Raw genomic sequence first — 19667 nt, 5'->3', positions numbered from 1 at the left:
AGCCTGCAAACACACAGGATCTAGAATCGAAAAACAGATATTTTGACAATTAAATGCTTCAGAAAAATAAGAGAAGTTCAAATTACCTGCTTTTTTGCAACAATTTTAGGATTACAGCGCAGCAACCGCATGTTATGTTCTATGTATATCTCTTAAATCGTATAAATTTTGAGGATTATTTTATTAATAAATGAAAACTATGAACTGATAAATTTTAATTATTATTGTGCTCAGGGTCGATAGTGCTTAAGTCTAATCTCCTAAAGTCTATCTAGGACGATAAAAAAACCCATGATAAAACATCATCACAGATCTAAATTGCATCAATCAATACAACTGCAATCAGATCAACATTATGGATAAGTATTTCAATTAGAATTCGGGTATTTAAACGTGTCTACATCAGTATTAGTAATTAACTGCGGATCTTCTTCTATCAAATATGCGTTAGTTTCTGAGCGCCGTGAAGATCGTATTTTTGGTCTGGCCGAGAACCTAGGTTCTGCTGATGCACGTATTAAAGGGGTCACTACGGGTGGTGCTGCGCTTGAGCTGTCTATTCCACATGCTGACCATGAAAAAGCCCTCGAAACTATTTTAGAGCGTTTGGCTCACCATAATCCTCAAGCGATTGGTCACCGCGTGGTACACGGCGGTACATTAACCAAAGCTGAGCTATTAACACCAGAAATAATTGAACGTATTCGTGAAGCTACACCGCTTGCGCCATTGCATAACCCTGCTCACTTGGTGGGTATCGAAGCAACCATGCGTTTGTTCCCTGAACTTCCGCAAGTAGCCGTATTTGATACAGCATTCCACCAAACGATGCCGTCTCATGCATACCGTTATGCATTACCAAAATTCTTGTACACACAACATAACGTACGTCGTTATGGCTTCCACGGTACTAGCCATGCCTACGTATCTGAGCGTGGCTCAATGTTGGCAGGCAGCTTTAAACAAGGTGGCTGGTTAACTGCTCACTTAGGCAATGGTAGCTCGACTTGTGCGATTTGGAATGGTCAATCTGTAGATACGTCAATGGGTCTGACTCCACTTGAAGGTGTGGTGATGGGCACACGTAGTGGTGATGTTGACCCAAGTATTCACAGCTTCCTTGCGAGCAACTTAGGTTGGGATATCTACAAAATCGACAAAATGCTGAACAGCCAATCAGGCCTACTCGGTTTGTCTGATCTTTCAAATGACATGCGTACATTGATCGAAGCATCGGAACAAGGCAACGAAGATGCCGCGCTTGCCATTGAAGTATTCTGCTACCGTTTAGCAAAATCTTTAGCAGGTCTCAGCTGTGGTCTACCACGTATTGACGGTTTATTCTTTACCGGTGGTATTGGTGAAAATTCTGCCTACATTCGTGAAAAAACGGTTTCATACTTACCACACTTTGGTTTCAACCTGAGTAAAGAATTAAATGACAACCTAAAACGCGGTACGGAAGGTCGTATTGACCACGGTACTGGCCCACAAATTTGGGTTGTTCCTACCGATGAAGAAGGCCGTATTGCCAAAGAAACTGAGCATGTTGTAGACGAGGTGACAGCGTCTGCTACAAAAAAGCCTGATGCTGAAGCTGCGATTGCATAAGCAATCGCATCAGCCCCTTCGCCTTCAATATTAATTTTTAGCTTTAATTTAGACACCGTATGAAAACAATTTTACTCGTGCCAACTGGGGAAGGTGTAGGTTTAACATCTGCATGCTTAGGTTTAATTTATGCTTTGGAATGCCAAGGGGTCAAAGCAGGTTTTCTGAAACCATTTTCACAGGAAAATGTCGCAGATACTGTAGACCGTACAACGGCTCTTTATCGTCATTTATTTAATAATGAAACGGTAGAACCCATTCACCATGCCACCATCGTGAAACAACTCAGTCATGATGAAAGTGATGAACTGCTCGAAGAAGCGGTTCGTTTGCACCGTGAAATTGCAAAAAAGCATGACCTAATTATTGTTGAAGGCTTGGTTCCAAACAGCCGAGATAACTTTGCCTCAGAACTGAATGCGACTTTAGCAAAAGCACTCGATGCCAAAGTGATTATTGTCAGCACAGCAGATATTCAAAATGCCACGAAAACGGCTGAGAAAATTGACAGTTCACTACGCCAATTTGGTGGTGCGGCATCTGAACGTACTGCGGGTGTTTTGTTTATGCGCACACGTGGCTTGCCAGAAGAGTCTGCGCAAATTCCTGTCACACTTGATCCAAATCTGCGTTTAATTAGTGATACCAATAAATTTGTACTCGAATTACAACAAAGTAATCCGCAAATTGGCTCTGCACAACTACCTGTTATTGGCCTCGTTCCATTTAGTAATACGCTCAGCGTACCGCGCATGTCTGACTTAGCAACGCATATTCAAGCGGAATGGATTAACCAAGGCGATGCCGCTCATCGCCGCGTACTACATAGCAGCCTAGTTGCATCGAATATTGAACATGAACTTCACAAATTTGTGGCAGGCGAACTGATTATCAGCGCCTCTGACCGTATTGATGTGTTGTTGGCTTCTAGCCTTGCAAATAGCAATGGTATTCCACTTGCCGGTTTAGTTTTGACTGAACATCATCAACCGAACCCACAAGTTTTGGATTTCTGCCAAACCGCGATTAAGCAAGGCTTACCGATTTTACATACGCCTTTAAGCACTTTTGAAACGGCACAACAACTTTCAAATTTAGGCAATGAAATTCCTGTCGATGACGTAGAACGTGCAGAGCAAGTGACTCGCTTTGTTTCAAGCCATATTAATGCTGAGTGGATTACTGAAGTATTGAATGGTTCGTATCAACCACGCTTGTCCCCTTCTGCATTCCGTCATGAATTGGTACAAAAATCCATTGCTGCGAAAAAACGGATTGTTCTACCTGAAGGTGATGAACCACGGACCATTCAAGCGGCTGCCATTTGTCAATCACGTGGCATTGCACACTGTATTTTATTGGCAAAACCTGAAGCAGTGATTGAAGTTGCAAAAGCACGTAATATCGAACTTCCTCATGATTTGGAAATCATTGATCCAGACCTGATTCGTGAAAACTATGTGCCGAAAATGGTTGAGCTGCGTAAAGGCAAACTCAATGATCTACAAGCACGCGAACAGCTACAAGACACCGTGGTTTTAGGCACCATGATGCTTGCACTCGATCAAGTGGATGGCCTTGTATCTGGTGCAGTACATACTACGGCGAATACAGTGCGTCCAGCATTCCAATTGATTAAGACTGCACCTGATTATTCATTGGTTTCTTCTGTATTCTTTATGCTGTTACCAGATGAAGTCTATGTGTACGGTGACTGTGCCATTAATCCAGATCCAAATGCAGAACAGCTTGCAGAGATTGCGATTCAATCTGCAGATTCAGCGAAAGCTTTTGGTATTGACCCACGTATTGCGATGATTTCATATTCAACAGGTACTTCAGGTGCAGGAGCAGATGTCGAAAAAGTGGCTGAAGCAACACGCATTGCCAAAGAACGCCGTCCAGATTTACTCATTGATGGCCCGCTTCAATACGATGCTGCATCGGTGGAAAGTGTGGGACGTTCTAAAGCACCTGACTCTAAAGTGGCTGGTCGTGCCAATGTGTTTATTTTCCCTGATTTAAATACAGGTAATACAACCTATAAAGCAGTTCAACGTTCTGCAAATGTAGTCAGTGTTGGCCCAATGCTGCAAGGTTTAAACAAGCCTGTAAATGACTTGTCTCGTGGCGCATTGGTCGATGACATCGTGTTTACCATTGCATTAACGGCGATTCAATCCGAACAACAAGAAGCTTAATTTTAGTTTCGAGTTCTTAACCACCCTTTCGAAAGACTGGGTGGTTTTTTGTTTTATATAACTTCCATTATATTAAAAATGGCTCAGAATTAGTGGAAATTTCTTTTAAATTCTATGGCTGAATTTTGAGTATTTGGTACATGACCAATAATGTATTCATTCTTCGCTTAAAAAAAGAAATCAAAGCTCTGATACACATATCTAATTTAAAAAATAAAAGGAAAAATTTACATAAATTAGAGCCTGGATATGAAGCTAGGGCGTGACGTCTTGCTTCAGTTTATGCCAATATTTATCTAGAAAAAGAAAAACATGGAAACAAGGATTTAGTTGGTCGTTATTATTGGATGGGCTTAGGTGCATTTGCTTCAAAAAATCTTAGCTGCCATTGTTAAACATGGTTTAACTGCATGGGGATATAAATGGATTCCACTAGGGGTAATTCGTGATCCTGTACATACTTTTGCAAAAGGTAACTTATGGCTATTTATGGATATTGCACCTTGGCATTATGCTTGGAGCATGTCTTCAACCTCTTTCAATCAATGCCGAATTCAACGTGATGTTTCCAAATTCACTCATATTAAGGAAGAAGTTATAAACGTTCCTTGGTCAAGTTGTTTACCCATAATTAAACACTTAAAAAGCACTCCAGAAATTAAAAGTGCTTTTGAATATCTACCTAAAATTGAAAAAGTATTTATAAAAAAGAATGTATCAAGACAAAATAGATTTAAGTTGTCTAGTAAAAATCTTTTCGATCACCTCATGGTGGTTGCAGTACAAGAGCAAAGAAATATTTTACAAGAATTAGTATGGAAAGACTGGAAGGTACAAGCTCAAGCAACGGTGCAAAGCTTTACTCGCTTACCTGATAGTACCTTAGTCCTGTCGAGCGATTACTTCGTTGAAAGTGTTAAATCTGTTAGAAAATCGAAAAGTATTCTGCCGAGTTCTTATAATATCAAAAGCATGGAAAGAGAATATCAGGGGCGACACGCAGGTGTACTCGATAAGGTACCAGAAACAGTATACAGCGAACCATTAGCAAACACTAAAGTCGCCAATTATGATAGCCGTATGGAATGGATTAATAAAGCAGCAGAAAAATATCATCGTTTAATGCAAAGTGATAAAGGAAGATACTTTTTAGAAGAAGAACTAAAAATTATTGCGAAATGGGGCGATAGCAAAGCTAATTTTACAGTTGGAAAGGATAGTAATGATGGAAAAATTTAATTACTTCATTGTTATTTTTATGGTGGGTTATCTCCTTTCAGCTTGTCAACCTAGTGCAAAAAATACAGAGAATAATGTCATGAATCAACAACGTTTTAGTTTACATTTAGGCCAACAAGGATTTAAAGATTTTTCTCAACATAATCTTGGGCATCCCGATAGTCATCCATCTGGAGCAGGTTTTAGAGAGTTAGATTTTACACCGCCCAACTTAGGTCAGATTAAAGTTGAAAATGGTGAGAATAGCTTAGTGATAGATCATGTATTTTCAGTTCTAGGAACATCGTTTAATAATGAGGATGGAATACAAGGGCTTGATATTAATGCAGGGCTAAACAAAGAGGAATTTGTACGTCCTGAACAAGCCCACCAAGCTTATGTTGACTTAATGAAACGTATAAATCAGGCCGAATGGAAAAATTATTTCTATCGTTTTTCTGCACGAATAGCAAAGGATGATAATATTCGATATCTAATGAAATCAGGTGATGTCATTGACCCGACTTATATCTTTAATTATGAAGAATGGAAAAAGATAATAAATACAGTTGGAGGGAACTCTATAGGCTACCGATTATATGCCAATGGTATCCTTTTGGATCTGAGTATAAAACAAACTCAAAAAACTGAAGATGGTAAAGAACAATATATGGTTCGTTATGCTTTCAATACGATTCGTTATGATCAAAGAAATTCAATGGATGATTCAGAGAATAATATTGATACTTACAAAATGACGTCAAAAGAGTTAGAACAAGCATTTACAAATGAGCTGATAAGAAATAAAAAATCAAGAGAAATTGATGAAAAAGAAGTTATAGTACAAGGCTACCATATCGATGAAAATTATGAAGATCCTGATGTTTGGCAATATGTTAAATAATCAAATGTTGTCGCGTTTAGACTCAATTTTAAAGCACTTTTACACAAAATTGATCATTGAAACTAAAGATTTGAAGATTTGAAGATTTGAAGATTTGAAGATTTGAAGATTTGAAGATTTGAAGATTTGAAGATTTGAAGATTTGAAGATTTGAAGATTTGAAGATTTGAAGAAGAATATTATTTTTATAAAATTTAAAGCAAAAAAAGAAGATAAAGCTTTAGGCTTGATCTTCTTGTTGACCGTAGAACCAAGTTGCTGCGATAAACAGAGAAAAACCAATAACTGACAACACTGGAGTAACCATATATTTCACACTCTAACTTTGATGACGTCATTATGTAAAAGTTTTATGACAGTTATATGACACATACGAAATATTTAAAAATAACAAATATCATTTATTTTCAAAAATTTAAAAATAAAAACATATCTCCCCCTCTAGTTTTGTGACAAATATTTCATGAAATATGACAGTTAAAACGTCATTTTCAGGCCATTTATGACAGTTAAATATGGCACTGTTTAAGCCTATTAAACTTTCGGCCAAAGATTAAGCGAAATACCCACACAACTGTGTTTTTGTCTTATAATTTAGCCCGCTAGCTATCAGCCCGCTCAAGAGATATTTGTATGACAACTATTATCAAGCAAGATGACTTGATCACATCGGTAAAAGATGCGCTTCAGTTCATTTCTTACTATCACCCACAGGACTTCATCCAAGCGATGAGCCGTGCGTATGACCGTGAAGAAAACAAAGCCGCAAAAGACGCGATTGCACAAATTTTAATTAACTCTCGTATGTGTGCAGAAGGCCATCGTCCTATCTGTCAAGATACGGGTATTGTGAACGTATTTCTTGAAGTGGGCTTAGACGTTAAATTTGATTTAACCATGAGCCTAGACGATGCAATTAACGAAGGTGTACGTCAAGGTTATCTTGAAAACTCAAACATTCTTCGTGCATCAGTATTAGCTGATCCTGCTTTTGGTCGTAAAAATACCAAAGACAACACCCCTGCTGTAATTCACTACAAACTCGTTCCGGGTAATAAAGTTGATATTACTGTTGCTGCTAAGGGTGGCGGTTCAGAAAACAAATCTAAACTTGCAATGCTTAACCCTTCTGACTCTATCGTAGATTGGGTACTTAAAACTGTTCCAACAATGGGTGCAGGTTGGTGTCCTCCTGGTATGCTCGGTATCGGTATTGGTGGTACTGCTGAAAAAGCCATGATGCTTGCAAAAGAAGCATTGATGGAAGAAATCAACATGGACGAATTACTTCGTCGTGGCCCACAAAACCAAATCGAAGAACTTCGTATCGAAATCTTCGAAAAAGTAAATGCTTTAGGTATTGGTGCTCAAGGTCTTGGCGGTTTAACGACTGTTCTTGATATCAAAATCAAAGACTACCCATGTCATGCTGCGGGTAAACCAGTAGGTATGATTCCTAACTGTGCTGCAACTCGTCATGCACATTTCCAATTAGACGGTTCAGGTGTAGCACATATTCAAGCGCCTAGCCTTGAAGACTACCCTGCGGTAACTTGGGATTCATCAACGTCTAAACGTGTTGACTTAGATAACATCACTCAAGAAGAAATGAACTCTTGGCAACCTGGTGACACACTGCTTCTTAACGGTACAATCTATACAGGTCGTGACGCTGCGCACAAACGTATGGTTGACATGTTAAACAAAGGTGAAGAACTTCCAGTTGACCTAAAAGGTAAATTTATTTACTACGTTGGCCCTGTTGATCCAGTCGGTGACGAAGTGGTTGGTCCAGCTGGCCCAACAACTGCAACACGTATGGATAAGTTCACACGTCAAGTGCTTGAAGCAACTGGCATGTTCGGTATGATTGGTAAAGCGGATCGTGGTCCTGCTGCTGTTGAAGCAATCAAAGACAACAAAGCAACTTACCTCATGGCTGTTGGTGGTGCTGCTTACTTAGTATCGAAAGCGATTCGTGAAGCTGAAGTGGTTGCTTTCGCTGACTTAGGTATGGAAGCGATCTACAAATTTGTTGTAAAAGACATGCCTGTATCTGTAGCTGTTGACGTAAATGGTACTTCTGTTCACGCAACTGCACCAAAAATCTGGCAAGCAAAAATTGGTAAAATCCCAGTAGTTGATGCTGCTGCGAACTAATTTCGCCACATTCAAGATCTAAAAAAGCACCCCATCGGGTGCTTTTTTTAATGTCAATATTTAGGCTGTTTGTCGAATGACATTCGCTATTTAATATTTTCACACACTCAAAAACACGAGCTAATTACATTACCAAGTTAATGGATTCCACAGTTTAAAAGGCTTGGTCAACTGCACATCTTCCGCAGGATCATAATGAGGTACTTTCAACTTCTGCGCACTTTTCCGCACTTTTCCAGTGTTTTGATCTTCTGCCACAAAGTTAAAACTGTTGGATTTCAACTCTGTAAATGCGATTTCATTTCGACCAATTTTTTCAGGCATGAGCAGCAATGGCCCTGAAACCGTTCTTTTACTGGATAAATTCTCTTCATCATATTTAATGAAGTAAGTTTGACCTGCTTCAACATCAAAGTCTAAATATTTAGGCTTTTGAAAATGATTCACCCCCAAAGGGCGACTGGACGATAAGCGGTAATTCCCTGCCGGTAACTCCACCCAGTAATAATGATTATTCAATAAACTTGGAATACGCTCACTGTTCAGAAATAAGCTGCTGGCCACAATTTCTTGACGATTCCATTTACTGTCTGGACGATATAAATACACGATCGCTGCTTGATCATGCTGAGCTTTTACTTCTTGAAAATGTCGGCCTTGTTTCTGATTGACCCAACCACCAATGGTAAACATACCCAATCGATATTGCTCAATATGACCCGGTGTACTTTCAGGATCCACAGGCTTTAATGTCGAAGCCAATGACGTTTGCTCAACGGCTGATTTTCCATGACAACCCAGCAGCGCTACACTGCTTAAAAGTAGAATTGCAACTTCACGCATGATTATCCCTCACTGCGTCTTTTTTTATTTTTACACTTTTGTTTTCAGTTTTTTACATTCAGGCATCCACGCCATCCTGCTGAGATTAACATTCTGCTTTTATTTTTGGAAATAAAAAACGTGTGCAAATCTTGGATTTACACACGTTTCAGACGAATAGCGCTTAAGCAGATTTAGAGTTCACAACTTTTAAATCTGACTTCGGTGCAGCTTCTTCAGTTTTCTTTGGTTGACGTTCTGATTTAAATTCAGGTTCCGCTTCACCATTAATCACCGCTTCATTGACCACAACCGTACCCACATCTGAACGACTTGGTAGATCATACATCGTTTCAAGCAATGAATTTTCTAAAATCGAACGTAGACCACGTGCACCCGTATTACGGTCAAGGGCTTTTTTAGCCACGGCACGCAATGCTGAGTCTTCAAATACGAGGTCAACATTTTCCATTTCAAATAAATATTGGTATTGACGTGTCAATGCATTTTTTGGTTCAGTCAGAATCTGCATCAATGCTTCTTCGTCGAGTTCTTCCAAGGTTGCAATGACTGGCAAACGACCAATAAATTCAGGAATCAGACCGAATTTAACCAAATCTGTCGCTTCAACTTGACGGAATAAGTCAGATAATTTTTTAGTTTCATCTTTCTTACGCACTTCAGCTGTAAAGCCAATACCTCCTTTTTCCTGACGCTGCTGTACGATTTTCTCTAGACCAGAGAATGCGCCACCACAGATAAACAGGATATTTGAAGTATCAATTTGAATAAATTCTTGCTGCGGATGCTTACGACCACCTTGAGGCGGAATCGACGCAACCGTACCTTCGATCATTTTCAATAACGCTTGCTGAACACCCTCACCCGATACATCACGAGTAATCGATGGATTTTCAGACTTACGGGTAATTTTGTCGATTTCATCGATATAGATAATGCCCTTTTGCGCTTTTTCTACATCGTAATCGGCTTTTTGAAGGAGTTTTTGAACAATGTTCTCAACGTCTTCACCCACATAACCTGCTTCAGTTAAAGTCGTTGCATCTGCCATCGCAAATGGCACATCTAAAAGACGCGCAAGTGTCTGAGCAAGCAGCGTTTTACCTGAACCTGTTGGTCCAACCAACATAATGTTACTTTTCGAAATCTCTACACCGTCTTCTGGTTTTTTACCACTGGTGCCAACTTTTAGGCGTTTATAATGGTTGTATACCGCAACAGAGAGGGTCTTTTTCGCAACATCTTGCCCAATCACATATTGGTCAAGCGCAGCACGGATTTCATGCGGTTTTGGTAAAGGACGAGTTGCCCAGTCATTTGATTCAACTTGCTGACTGGTCTGAACTAGGTCAAGACATACGTCCACACACTCATTACAGATGTACGCGTCCTCACCTGCAATCAGTTTCCCGACTTCAGACTGCGTTTTACCGCAAAATGAACAATGCTTTTGTCCTTGAGGATGTTCGGACATATTCACTCCAATAATTAATTCTTTAAAACTTATGGGCGTTTAGATAAAACTTCGTCCACAAGACCGTATTCTTTCGCAGCTTGCGCTGTCATAAAGTTGTCACGGTCAGTATCTCGAGCAACAGTTTCGTAGTCTTGACCACTATGCTCTGCCATTAAACGATTTAAACGTTCTTTGATGAATAGAATTTCACGTGCATGAATTTCAATGTCAGATGCCTGACCACGGAAACCACCGAGTGGTTGGTGAATCATGACACGGGCATTTTCAAGACAGTAACGTTTGCCTTTAGCACCGGCATTAAGCAGGAATGCACCCATCGATGCTGCTTGCCCCATGCAGTAAGTCACAACATCAGGTTTAATAAATTGCATGGTATCGTAAATCGCCATACCTGCAGTAACCGAACCGCCTGGTGAGTTGATATATAAATGAATATCTTTATCTGGGTTTTCTGCTTCTAAGAACAACATTTGGGCAACAATCAAATTTGCCATGTTGTCTTCAACTTCACCGGTTAAAAAAATCACACGTTCACGCAAAAGGCGTGAATAAATATCAAAAGAACGCTCGCCACGAGATGACTGTTCTACCACCATTGGTACTAGTGCGTTTTCAATTGTTGGAACATACATACGTTATTTATTCCTAAATTTTTCTGACTCAACCCATAATTCACAATATGAGGGATATTTGTCGAAATTGCAAAAGATTCCCAATTAAATAACAGATATTTTTTTCATAAGCATTGTGAAATCAGGACAACTTATTTGGGGGCAAATTTCGATAAAAAAAGGCGCTTAATGCGCCTTTTTTTGAAAGCTAGAAATTAGCCTTGTTGACGAGCTTGTTGCTCTTTCAATAAGTCTTCATAGCTCACAGTTGTATCAGTTACTTTAGCAGAAGCTAAGATGTGATCTACAACTTGGTCTTCTAGAATAACAGCTTCGATTTGAGCACGTTGCTGTTTATCGTTGTTGAAGTATTCAATTACTTCTTTAGGATCTTCGTAAGAAGAAGCCATGTCTTCGATGTAAGCATCAACACGTGCAGCATCAACTTCAATTTTAGCATCAGCTAATACTTTGCTGACCAATACGCCAAGTTTAACTGATTTTTCAGCTTGCTCTTTGAATAGGTCATCTGGAAGCATGCTTGAATCAAACGCTTTAGCGCCTTGAGCACCAAACTGTTGAGTGAATTGTTGGATCATTTGTTGACGTTGACGGTCAATTTCTTGAGCAACCATTGCTTCTGGAAGTTCTACTTCGTTTGCAGCTACAAGCGCATCAAAAGTTGCACCTTTCACTTGGTTACGAAGACCGTTTTTCACTTCACGTTCCATGTTTTTACGCACGTCAGCTTTCAGCTTTTCAACGCCTTCTTCTTCAGTTAGACCGAAGATTTTTAAGAATTCAGCATCAACTTCTGGAAGTTTTTGTTTTTCAACAAGCTTAACAGTGATTTTGAATTGAGCAGCTTTACCAGCAAGGTTTTCAGCTTGGTAGTCTTCAGGGAAAGTTACATCGATAACTTTCTCTTCGCCTTTCTTCATACCAACGATACCGTCTTCGAAGCCAGGGATCATACGACCAGAACCAAGAACGAGTTTAAAGTCTTCAGCAGCGCCGCCTTCAAACTTCTCGCCATCAACAGTACCTTCAAAGTCGAAAGTTACTTGCATGTCTTTTTTAGCCATGCCTTTAGTTTCAACCCATGAAGCGCGTTGTTTTTGAAGATTTTCAATCATCTTCTCAACGTCTTTGTCGTCAACTGAAGTTGTTTTACGTTCAACTTCTAGACCTTCGAACTTAACTTCAACTTCTGGATAAACTTCTACAGTTGCTTCATAAACTAAAGCATCATCTTTCATTTCAGTTTTTTCAATGTTTGGCATACCAACAGCATTGATTTTTTCTTGTTGGATCGCTTCGAATACTGTGTCACGAATGATGTCGTTTACAACTTCTTGATAGATACCAGCACCGTATTCACGACGAACAACGTTTACAGGTACTTTACCTGGACGGAAGCCGTTGATCTTCACAGTTTTGGCAGTGCGTTTCAAGCGAGCTTCAAACTGCTCGTTAATACGGCTCGTCGGTACAGATACATTTAAACGACGGGCAACGCCCGAAACCGCTTCAGAAGTTACTTGCATGGCTTCCTCGATAATTTGTTAGTTAAAACAGTTTTAAAAAAAAGTGCCACATTATATGACAACAATTAAAGATATACAAAAATGGATTATAACACTATAAATTCAAGCATGGATGCCCTTCTTATCTTTAGAATTTTTCAGCTTTTTTCGAAGAAATATTGATTATTTTTTAATTCACTGTTGAAAATGAGAAACTTTCTCACTATTATTCTTAATGATATTTTTTTAATTTATTTTCATATATTTATCTCGTCCATATTTGGAATTCTTTTATGAGTAAATTTAATCTCAACCCACTTTCCGCTGCTTTATTTGGGGCAATTGTAACCACCACGAGTTTCGCACATGCTGAAACGACTGAATCTCAAGCTCAACAGATGGAAACCATTGTTGTTTCTGCAGCGGGCTTTGAACAAAAGATCAAGAATGCTCCTGCTTCAATCAGTGTTGTTACAAAAGCAGACATAGAAAAGAAAAATGCTTCTAGCATTGCAGATTTACTAGCTGACATTCCGGGCATTGATATTCGTGACGGTATTGGTAAAACATCCGGCTTAAACGTAAAAATGCGTGGTCTAGGTAATGACTATAGTTTGGTTTTAATTGATGGACGTCGCCAAACAACATCTTCTGACGTAACTCCAAATGGTTTCGGTGAATCATCAAATGGTTACTTACCACCCCTTGCTGCAATTGAGCGTATTGAGGTCATTCGTGGTCCTATGGCTACTCGCTATGGCTCAGAAGCAATGGGTGGTGTAATCAACATTATTACTAAAAAAGTGTCTGATACATGGACTGGTAATGTTACTGTGAGTGGTAACCTCATGGAACATAATGGGGAAGCCGACTCAGCAAAAACCAGTTTTGTTTTAAATGGCCCTCTTATAAGCGAACGATTAGGGATGCAGCTACGCGGTTCTTATTTAGACCGTCAAAAATCTGAACGTATTCCAGGTACATCTGGCCGTGACCCACGCCCAAGTGAAGCAGATAATTTTGATTTTGGTGGTAAATTATCCTTTAACTTAGATGATAAAAATAGTTTTTGGTTAGATGGCTTCCATTCAAGTCAAAACTATAAAAATGATGATAATCGACTGGGCACTCAAGACACACCGAGCCGTGCTAATGGTTATAAAGACGAACTAGAATTTAACCGTGATCAAATTTCTGCTGGACATGAGGGTAACTATAATTTTGGTAAATGGTCATCTTACGTAAGCCATACAACTACTGAAACCGTAGGCCGTACTATTCCACGAAACACATTCCCATTAAATGCATTTGCAGGTACAGATCGTACATTAGAAAACACTGACTTTGTTGCTGATACACATATCGTCATGCCTATTGCAGATCATAAAATCACAGTAGGTGCCGAATATAAAGAAGCAGAAATTGCTGACGATATTGCGGGCGTGGGTTCAAAATTCAAAAAAGACTCATTATCTTTCTACGCTGAAGATGAATGGCGCCTTTTAGATTCAGTTGCTTTAACTTTAGGTGGACGTTATGAAGATCATTCAGGTTTTGGTGGTCACTTCAGCCCACGAGCATATTTAGTTTGGAATACTAATGAAAATCTAACACTGAAAGGTGGTGTAAGTACGGGTTACAAAGCACCTTCTGCAAAAGCATTACACAATGGCGTGATTAGTGTTAGTGGTCAAGGTGCAACTTTTGGTGTCGGCTCTCCTAATCTTAAACCTGAAGAATCCACCAACTATGAATTAGGCTTTAATTATAACAAAGGTAGCTTTGACTTAACCACAACGGCATTCTTTAATAAAATTGAAGATCTGATAACTGATGGAGCTGACCTTTGGAACTGTTACTCTGAAACAAATCCAAACCAAGCAGGTTGTGTCAGCTATGGTTCCCATATTACTCAAGATAGTTTTTCACAAAGTATTAATGCCAATGAAGCAGAAACTAAGGGCGTTGAAGTTAGCTTGAAATACAGCATTATCCCTGAATGGGATATTAAAGCTGCATATACCTATATGGAAAGTGAGATCACAAAAGGTGAAAATAAAGGCTCGTACCTAAATAACGTACCCAAAAATGCTTTTAATATGACATCTACTTGGCATATTAATCCTTCACTCGATGTTTGGTTACAGCATGAGTATAAATCTGATCGTAAACGTTATAGTACAGTCCAAACTGCTGGTGATGCTGGCATCATTTATGCTGCAACTGGCAATAAGTTGAAGGGGTATAATTTATTTAACCTCGGTACAAGTTATAACCTTAACGACAATATTCGTATTAATGGTTCTGTAAATAACTTATTAGATAAAGACTTCACAAGCAATGGAACTTATATCAATAGCCAAAATGTAGAGGCATCGTACTATGACTACATGACTATAGGTTCTTCAATGGCTGGAACTTACTTAGCTGGTCGCAACTACTGGTTATCCATTTCTTATGATTTCTAACTTTTAGTACTTATAAAAGACAAAACTAAAAAACCTGCTTCGGCAGGTTTTTTGCATAAATAATTTACGATTACTTCTTATTTAATTCACAATCATGTCTATATTTATAATCTCAATTAAACATAAAAAAACAATATATTTTATCAATATTTAAATAAAACATAGTCTTAATTAATACTTGTTATATCATTACATTAAATAGGACTATCACAATATGATTATTTATCGTGATTTACAATTACATAAAGATGTAAGAAAAAATAAGAATCATTATTATTCGCATACAAATTCACTATTCCAAATCGGGTTCGAAATGGCCTTCATTAAAACACGTAAGAAAATTGTTTCTTCAGCAATTGCTTCTTCACTTTCTGTTATTGCTGTTAATGCAATCGCACAAGAGCAAGTTACTCAACTTCCAACGATTAACCAAGAAGTTGCTGCTGAAAAAGCACCAAGCTTAAAAGTTGATAAATCTGCGAATGCTAAATTTGTTGCTCCCCTTCTTGATACACCAAAATCAGTATCAGTGATTTCTAAGCAACTGATTGAAGACACGCAAGTCACAACTTTAAGTGATGCTTTACGTACAGTACCTGGAATTACCCTCGGTGCTGGTGAAGGTGGCAATCCAAATGGCGACCGTCCATTTATCCGTGGCTACAGCTCTGAAAGCTCAATGTATATAGATGGTATTCGTAATTCAACCTCACAAAACCGTGAAATGTTTGCCATAGAACAAGTTGAAGTCACCAAAGGTTCTGCTTCTGCTATGGGTGGTGCAGGTACTGTTGGCGGTAGCATCAACATGATTTCTAAAGTGGCTAAAAAAGGTGACTTTTTAGAAGGTTCAGTTGCTGGCGGTACAGATGCTTATGCACGTGTAACACTAGATGGCAATAAAGATTTTGGCAATGGGATTGCTGCACGTGTTGCAATAATGGGCCACATGAATGAGAAAGCAGGTCAATCTGACGGTGCTGAATATAAACGTGCAGGTATTGCCCCTAGTATTACTTTTGGCTTAGACACCCCTACTCGTGCAACTTTAAGTTATTACTATTTAAAATCGGATGACACTCCCGATTCAGGTGTTCCATATTGGGATGCTGGTTTAGGTAAACCACAAGGTAAACCAGCGGAAGTAAAACAAGGCGTTTATTATGGTTGGAAAGATCGTGACTTCCAAAAACAAGAGAACCAAGCAGGGACAATCAAGTTAGAACATGATTTAACTGACAATTTAACCGTTACAAACACTGCAATGTACAGCAAATCTAAAAATGATTATGTCTGGACAAACCCTGATGATTCTAAAGGCAATGTAGCTAATGGCCAAGTATGGCATCGTCAAAACTCTGCCATCACAGATAGCGATACCTTTACAAATCAATTAGCATTGATAGGTAAATTTGCTACAGGTGCCATTAATCATAGCTTTAATGTTGGTGCTGAATACAGCAAGCAAGAAACTGACAAAGGTGGTTATAACATCATTAACAGTAAAGATGGCAAAGTTTCCTCAACTGGGTTTTACAGCGACTGTAAAGACCTTTCAAGCAATTGGTGTACTTCTCTAAACAATCCAACTCAAAAACCATTTTTAGATCGTCTAGAAGCCCGCCAAGACTTTGATGCCACGGTTGAAAGCACTTCTGTATATTTATTAGATAGTATTGAAATCACACCACAATGGTTACTTGATCTTGGTGTGCGCTGGGACAAGTTTGAAGCTGCACAAAACTTTCGTGCTACATCTTCAGCTGCTGCATATACAGCTAACAATGATTCAGACTTCTTTACATATCAATCAGGTATAACCTTTAAACCTGTTGAAAATGGTTCAATTTATGCAAGTTATGCTACCTCTGCCAGTCCTGTTGGCTTAAATGCTGGTTGGGGAGATAACAGCGAAACCATAAATGCTAATAACCAAATGATCGATCCTGAAGAAGCACAAACTTACGAGTTGGGTACTAAATGGGACTTGTTAAATGATCGTTTGAATTTAACAGCAGCGATCTTCCGTACTGAAAAACAAAATACTCGTGTACAACTTGACCCAACAACTTATGCGAATGTAGGTGAAAGTAAAGTTGATGGTGTTGAATTAGGATTAAATGGTCAAATTACCGATAAATGGGATATTTCGGCAGGTTATACTTATCTTAATAGTGAATTAACAAAAAATGGTAAATCATGCCGTGGTTCAGGTTCAACAGCAACTTGTACAGATAATGCCATTTATAATGGCAACCAAATGCCTAATGTACCTAAACAAGCAGCAACATTATGGACTACCTATAAGATATTGCCGCAATTAACTTTGGGTGGTGGTGCAGTATATTCAGACAAAGTTTATGGTGATGTTGCAAACATCAAATGGGCTCCATCTTATGTACGCTACGATGCTATGGCGCGTTATAATGTCAACAAAAATGTTGATTTACAACTTAACGTAAACAACCTTTCTGACAAACGCTACTTCACTAAAGCGTATGCCTCACACTATGCAACTGAAGCAGAAGGTCGCAGCGCAGTTCTGTCTGTAAACTTCAAATACTAAGAAAAAATAAATACCATAAATAATTTATGGTATTGACTCAAATAGCCTCGCTTCGAGGCTATTTTTGTATATGATCGAAACACAAACATTACATTTCAAAAGGTCAGACCGTGATTCACCATATTCCAAATGTATTGAGTAAAGAACAGGTCAACTACTTCCGCACAGAAATGCAAAAAGTAGAATGGATTAATGGTCAAAAAACTACGGGCTCACTGTCTAAAAATGTAAAAAACAACCAACAGCTAGATATAGACCATCCATTAACACAGCATTTAGGTGACATTATTCTGCATGAATTGTCACAACACGCGCTTTTTACATCGGCAGCCCTACCCCTCAATATTTTGCCGCCCTATTTTAATCGCTATGAAAATGGTGAAACGTTTGGTTTCCATGTCGACAATGCCATTCGCTGGATGCCTGACAGCAATCAAAAAATTCGTACCGATTTGTCCTGCACGATTTTTCTAAGTGAACCTGAAGAATATGAAGGTGGTGAACTTGTGGTAGAAGACACCTATGGCTACCACGAAGTGAAATTGCCTGCCGGAGATTTGATTTTGTATCCATCTACCAGTGTGCATGAAGTTACTCCTGTGACTGCAGGCTGTCGTATTGCGTCATTTTTTTGGTTGCAAAGTATGATCCGTGAAGATGCTGAGCGTCACATGTTATTTAATCTCGATCAAAGCATTCAAAATTTGCGTATGCAATTGGGTGATGCACATAGTGAAGTCGTCAAGTTGACGAGTCTGTATCACAACCTTATCCGCAAATGGGCCGAAATTTAAAGCTCAAGGTCAATAGACATGGACAAACTACCAATGACTGATCACAACATTTTAGCGCCACTGACTCAGATTCCAGCTCATTTGCAAACCATTGCAGATTACGAAAAACAGGCTGAATTGCACCTTTCTCAAATGGTGTGGCAGTACTTGCAAGGCGGCTCGATGGATGAACACAGTGTCCGTGGCAATTTGTCTCAGTTTGAACAGATACAACTGCTACCACGTATGCTGAAAGATCTAACCCAAGGTCATACCCAAATCGAAATCTTAGGGCAACGTTTCCCGCATCCGATTTTTGTAGCACCCATTGGTCACCAACAACAATTTCATCCTGATGCTGAAGCTGCAACAGCCCTCGCTGCCGAAGTCCTTGGCAGCAATATGATCCTCAGTACATTTACCAATACAGATATGCGTGAGTTAAAGCAGGACAATCCGTACAAATGGTTCCAATTGTATTGGCAAGGTGAGCGCGAAAAGTCATTATCACTGGTCAAGATGGCAGAAGAACATGCTTATACAGCAATTGTAGTAACCATTGATTCCCCGCATACAGGGATTCGTGACCGTGAACGTCGAGTGTTTTTTCATTTGCCTGAAGGCATGCAACATCCGCATACCCCTGCACATATCCCATTGCCTGAGCTCAATGATGGCGACCATCCCGTATTTAACGGTCTGATGAAAATCGCACCAACATGGGCGGATATCCTTTGGCTCAGTCAAAACACCTCATTACCGATTATTTTAAAGGGCATTGTCAGTCCACATGATGCTGAACTTGCCCTGCAACACGGTGTACAAGGCATTATTGTGTCGAATCATGGTGGGCGAGTACTGGACGGTTGCATTCCCCCACTCACCGCCTTAGAACTGATTAAAAACGTTGTGCCTACGGATTTCCCAGTTTTATATGATGGTGGTATTCGTCGTGGTTCAGATGTGTTTAAAGCGATAGCCTTGGGTGCGTCTGCCGTATTAGTCGGACGTCCCTGCATTTATGGTTTAGCGACAGCGGGCGCTTTAGGCGTTGCTCATGTACTCAAAATACTGAAAGAAGAATTTGAGATTACGATGGCATTGATGGGAACAGCCACCGTCGATGGGATTAATAAAGATTATATTTTTCAATAAAGCTAATTTTATAGAAAAATATTTTCCAGTAATGGCATCTTGACGCAAAAATAGGAAATTATTTCCGGAATATATGGACTAATATTTAGTTATACATTTACGAGCTTACGGTAAAGCTAAGTCATGTGAATCTTTACGGATTTATTTCGACTTT

The 19667-nt window shown here is 39.2% G+C and carries 12 protein-coding genes and 1 pseudogene; 9 read left to right on the top strand and 4 right to left on the bottom strand.

Annotated elements, in window-relative coordinates; genetic code table 11:
- The first annotated feature begins 393 nt into the window (after positions 1 to 393).
- The 5 genes and pseudogenes from FTV37_RS02150 to FTV37_RS02130 all read left to right on the top strand — a co-directional run bounded on the left by FTV37_RS02150 (position 394) and on the right by FTV37_RS02130 (position 8094).
- Positions 394 to 1611, top strand: coding sequence for an acetate/propionate family kinase (locus tag FTV37_RS02150; RefSeq protein ID WP_078189653.1), 1218 nt, complete (start codon positions 394 to 396; stop codon positions 1609 to 1611).
- Between the two features lie 59 nt (positions 1612 to 1670).
- Positions 1671 to 3812 (top strand): phosphate acetyltransferase, encoded by a 2142-nt coding sequence (pta, locus tag FTV37_RS02145; RefSeq protein WP_180062939.1) that lies wholly within the window; start codon positions 1671 to 1673, stop codon positions 3810 to 3812.
- Between the two features lie 140 nt (positions 3813 to 3952).
- Positions 3953 to 5051 (top strand): annotated as a pseudogene (locus FTV37_RS02140) (DUF2515 family protein).
- Positions 5035 to 5934 (top strand): hypothetical protein, encoded by a 900-nt coding sequence (locus FTV37_RS02135; protein ID WP_180062938.1) that lies wholly within the window; start codon positions 5035 to 5037, stop codon positions 5932 to 5934. Before FTV37_RS02140 ends, FTV37_RS02135 begins: the two are co-directional and overlap by 17 nt.
- 633 nt (positions 5935 to 6567) lie before the next feature.
- Entirely contained in the window at positions 6568 to 8094 is a 1527-nt protein-coding gene (locus FTV37_RS02130) for a fumarate hydratase (RefSeq protein ID WP_078189659.1), read from the top strand.
- A gap of 129 nt (positions 8095 to 8223) precedes the next feature.
- On the opposite strand, the gene FTV37_RS02125 is transcribed toward FTV37_RS02130, so the two are convergent.
- The 4 genes from FTV37_RS02125 to tig form a co-directional block, all read right to left on the bottom strand.
- Positions 8224 to 8937 carry a DUF2846 domain-containing protein gene (locus FTV37_RS02125; protein WP_180062937.1) on the bottom strand — a complete coding sequence of 238 codons (714 nt, stop codon included), beginning with the start codon at positions 8935 to 8937 and terminating at the stop codon, positions 8224 to 8226.
- 163 nt (positions 8938 to 9100) lie between these two features.
- On the bottom strand, positions 9101 to 10411 hold the full coding sequence (clpX, locus tag FTV37_RS02120) for an ATP-dependent protease ATP-binding subunit ClpX (protein ID WP_078189661.1): 1311 nt from the start codon (positions 10409 to 10411) through the stop codon (positions 9101 to 9103).
- 29 nt (positions 10412 to 10440) lie between these two features.
- A complete protein-coding gene (gene clpP / locus FTV37_RS02115; protein ID WP_078192707.1) occupies positions 10441 to 11046 on the bottom strand; it encodes an ATP-dependent Clp endopeptidase proteolytic subunit ClpP in 606 nt (201 codons plus the stop codon).
- Between the two features lie 194 nt (positions 11047 to 11240).
- Complete coding sequence (gene tig / locus FTV37_RS02110; protein WP_078192708.1) at positions 11241 to 12572, bottom strand: trigger factor; 1332 nt, start codon at positions 12570 to 12572, stop codon at positions 11241 to 11243.
- Positions 12573 to 12844: 272 nt separating this feature from the next.
- Between tig and FTV37_RS02105 the strand changes: the two genes are divergently transcribed.
- The 4 genes from FTV37_RS02105 (at position 12845) to FTV37_RS02090 (ending at position 19513) form a co-directional block, all read left to right on the top strand.
- Positions 12845 to 15019: a TonB-dependent receptor domain-containing protein gene (locus FTV37_RS02105; protein ID WP_180004551.1), complete on the top strand. Its 2175-nt coding sequence runs from the start codon at positions 12845 to 12847 to the stop codon at positions 15017 to 15019.
- A 313-nt stretch (positions 15020 to 15332) separates the two neighbouring features.
- On the top strand, positions 15333 to 17585 hold the full coding sequence (locus tag FTV37_RS02100; RefSeq protein WP_180062936.1) for a TonB-dependent siderophore receptor: 2253 nt from the start codon (positions 15333 to 15335) through the stop codon (positions 17583 to 17585).
- Positions 17586 to 17695: 110 nt separating this feature from the next.
- Entirely contained in the window at positions 17696 to 18379 is a 684-nt protein-coding gene (locus FTV37_RS02095) for a Fe2+-dependent dioxygenase (protein WP_078192711.1), read from the top strand.
- Positions 18380 to 18412: 33 nt separating this feature from the next.
- A complete protein-coding gene (locus FTV37_RS02090) occupies positions 18413 to 19513 on the top strand; it encodes an alpha-hydroxy acid oxidase (RefSeq protein ID WP_180062981.1) in 1101 nt (366 codons plus the stop codon).
- Positions 19514 to 19667 lie beyond the last annotated feature (154 nt).

This window comes from Acinetobacter sp. YH16042, assembly GCF_013417245.1.
GTDB lineage: Bacteria > Pseudomonadota > Gammaproteobacteria > Pseudomonadales > Moraxellaceae > Acinetobacter > Acinetobacter amyesii.
This window is presented reverse-complemented; position numbering and strand designations above follow the sequence as displayed.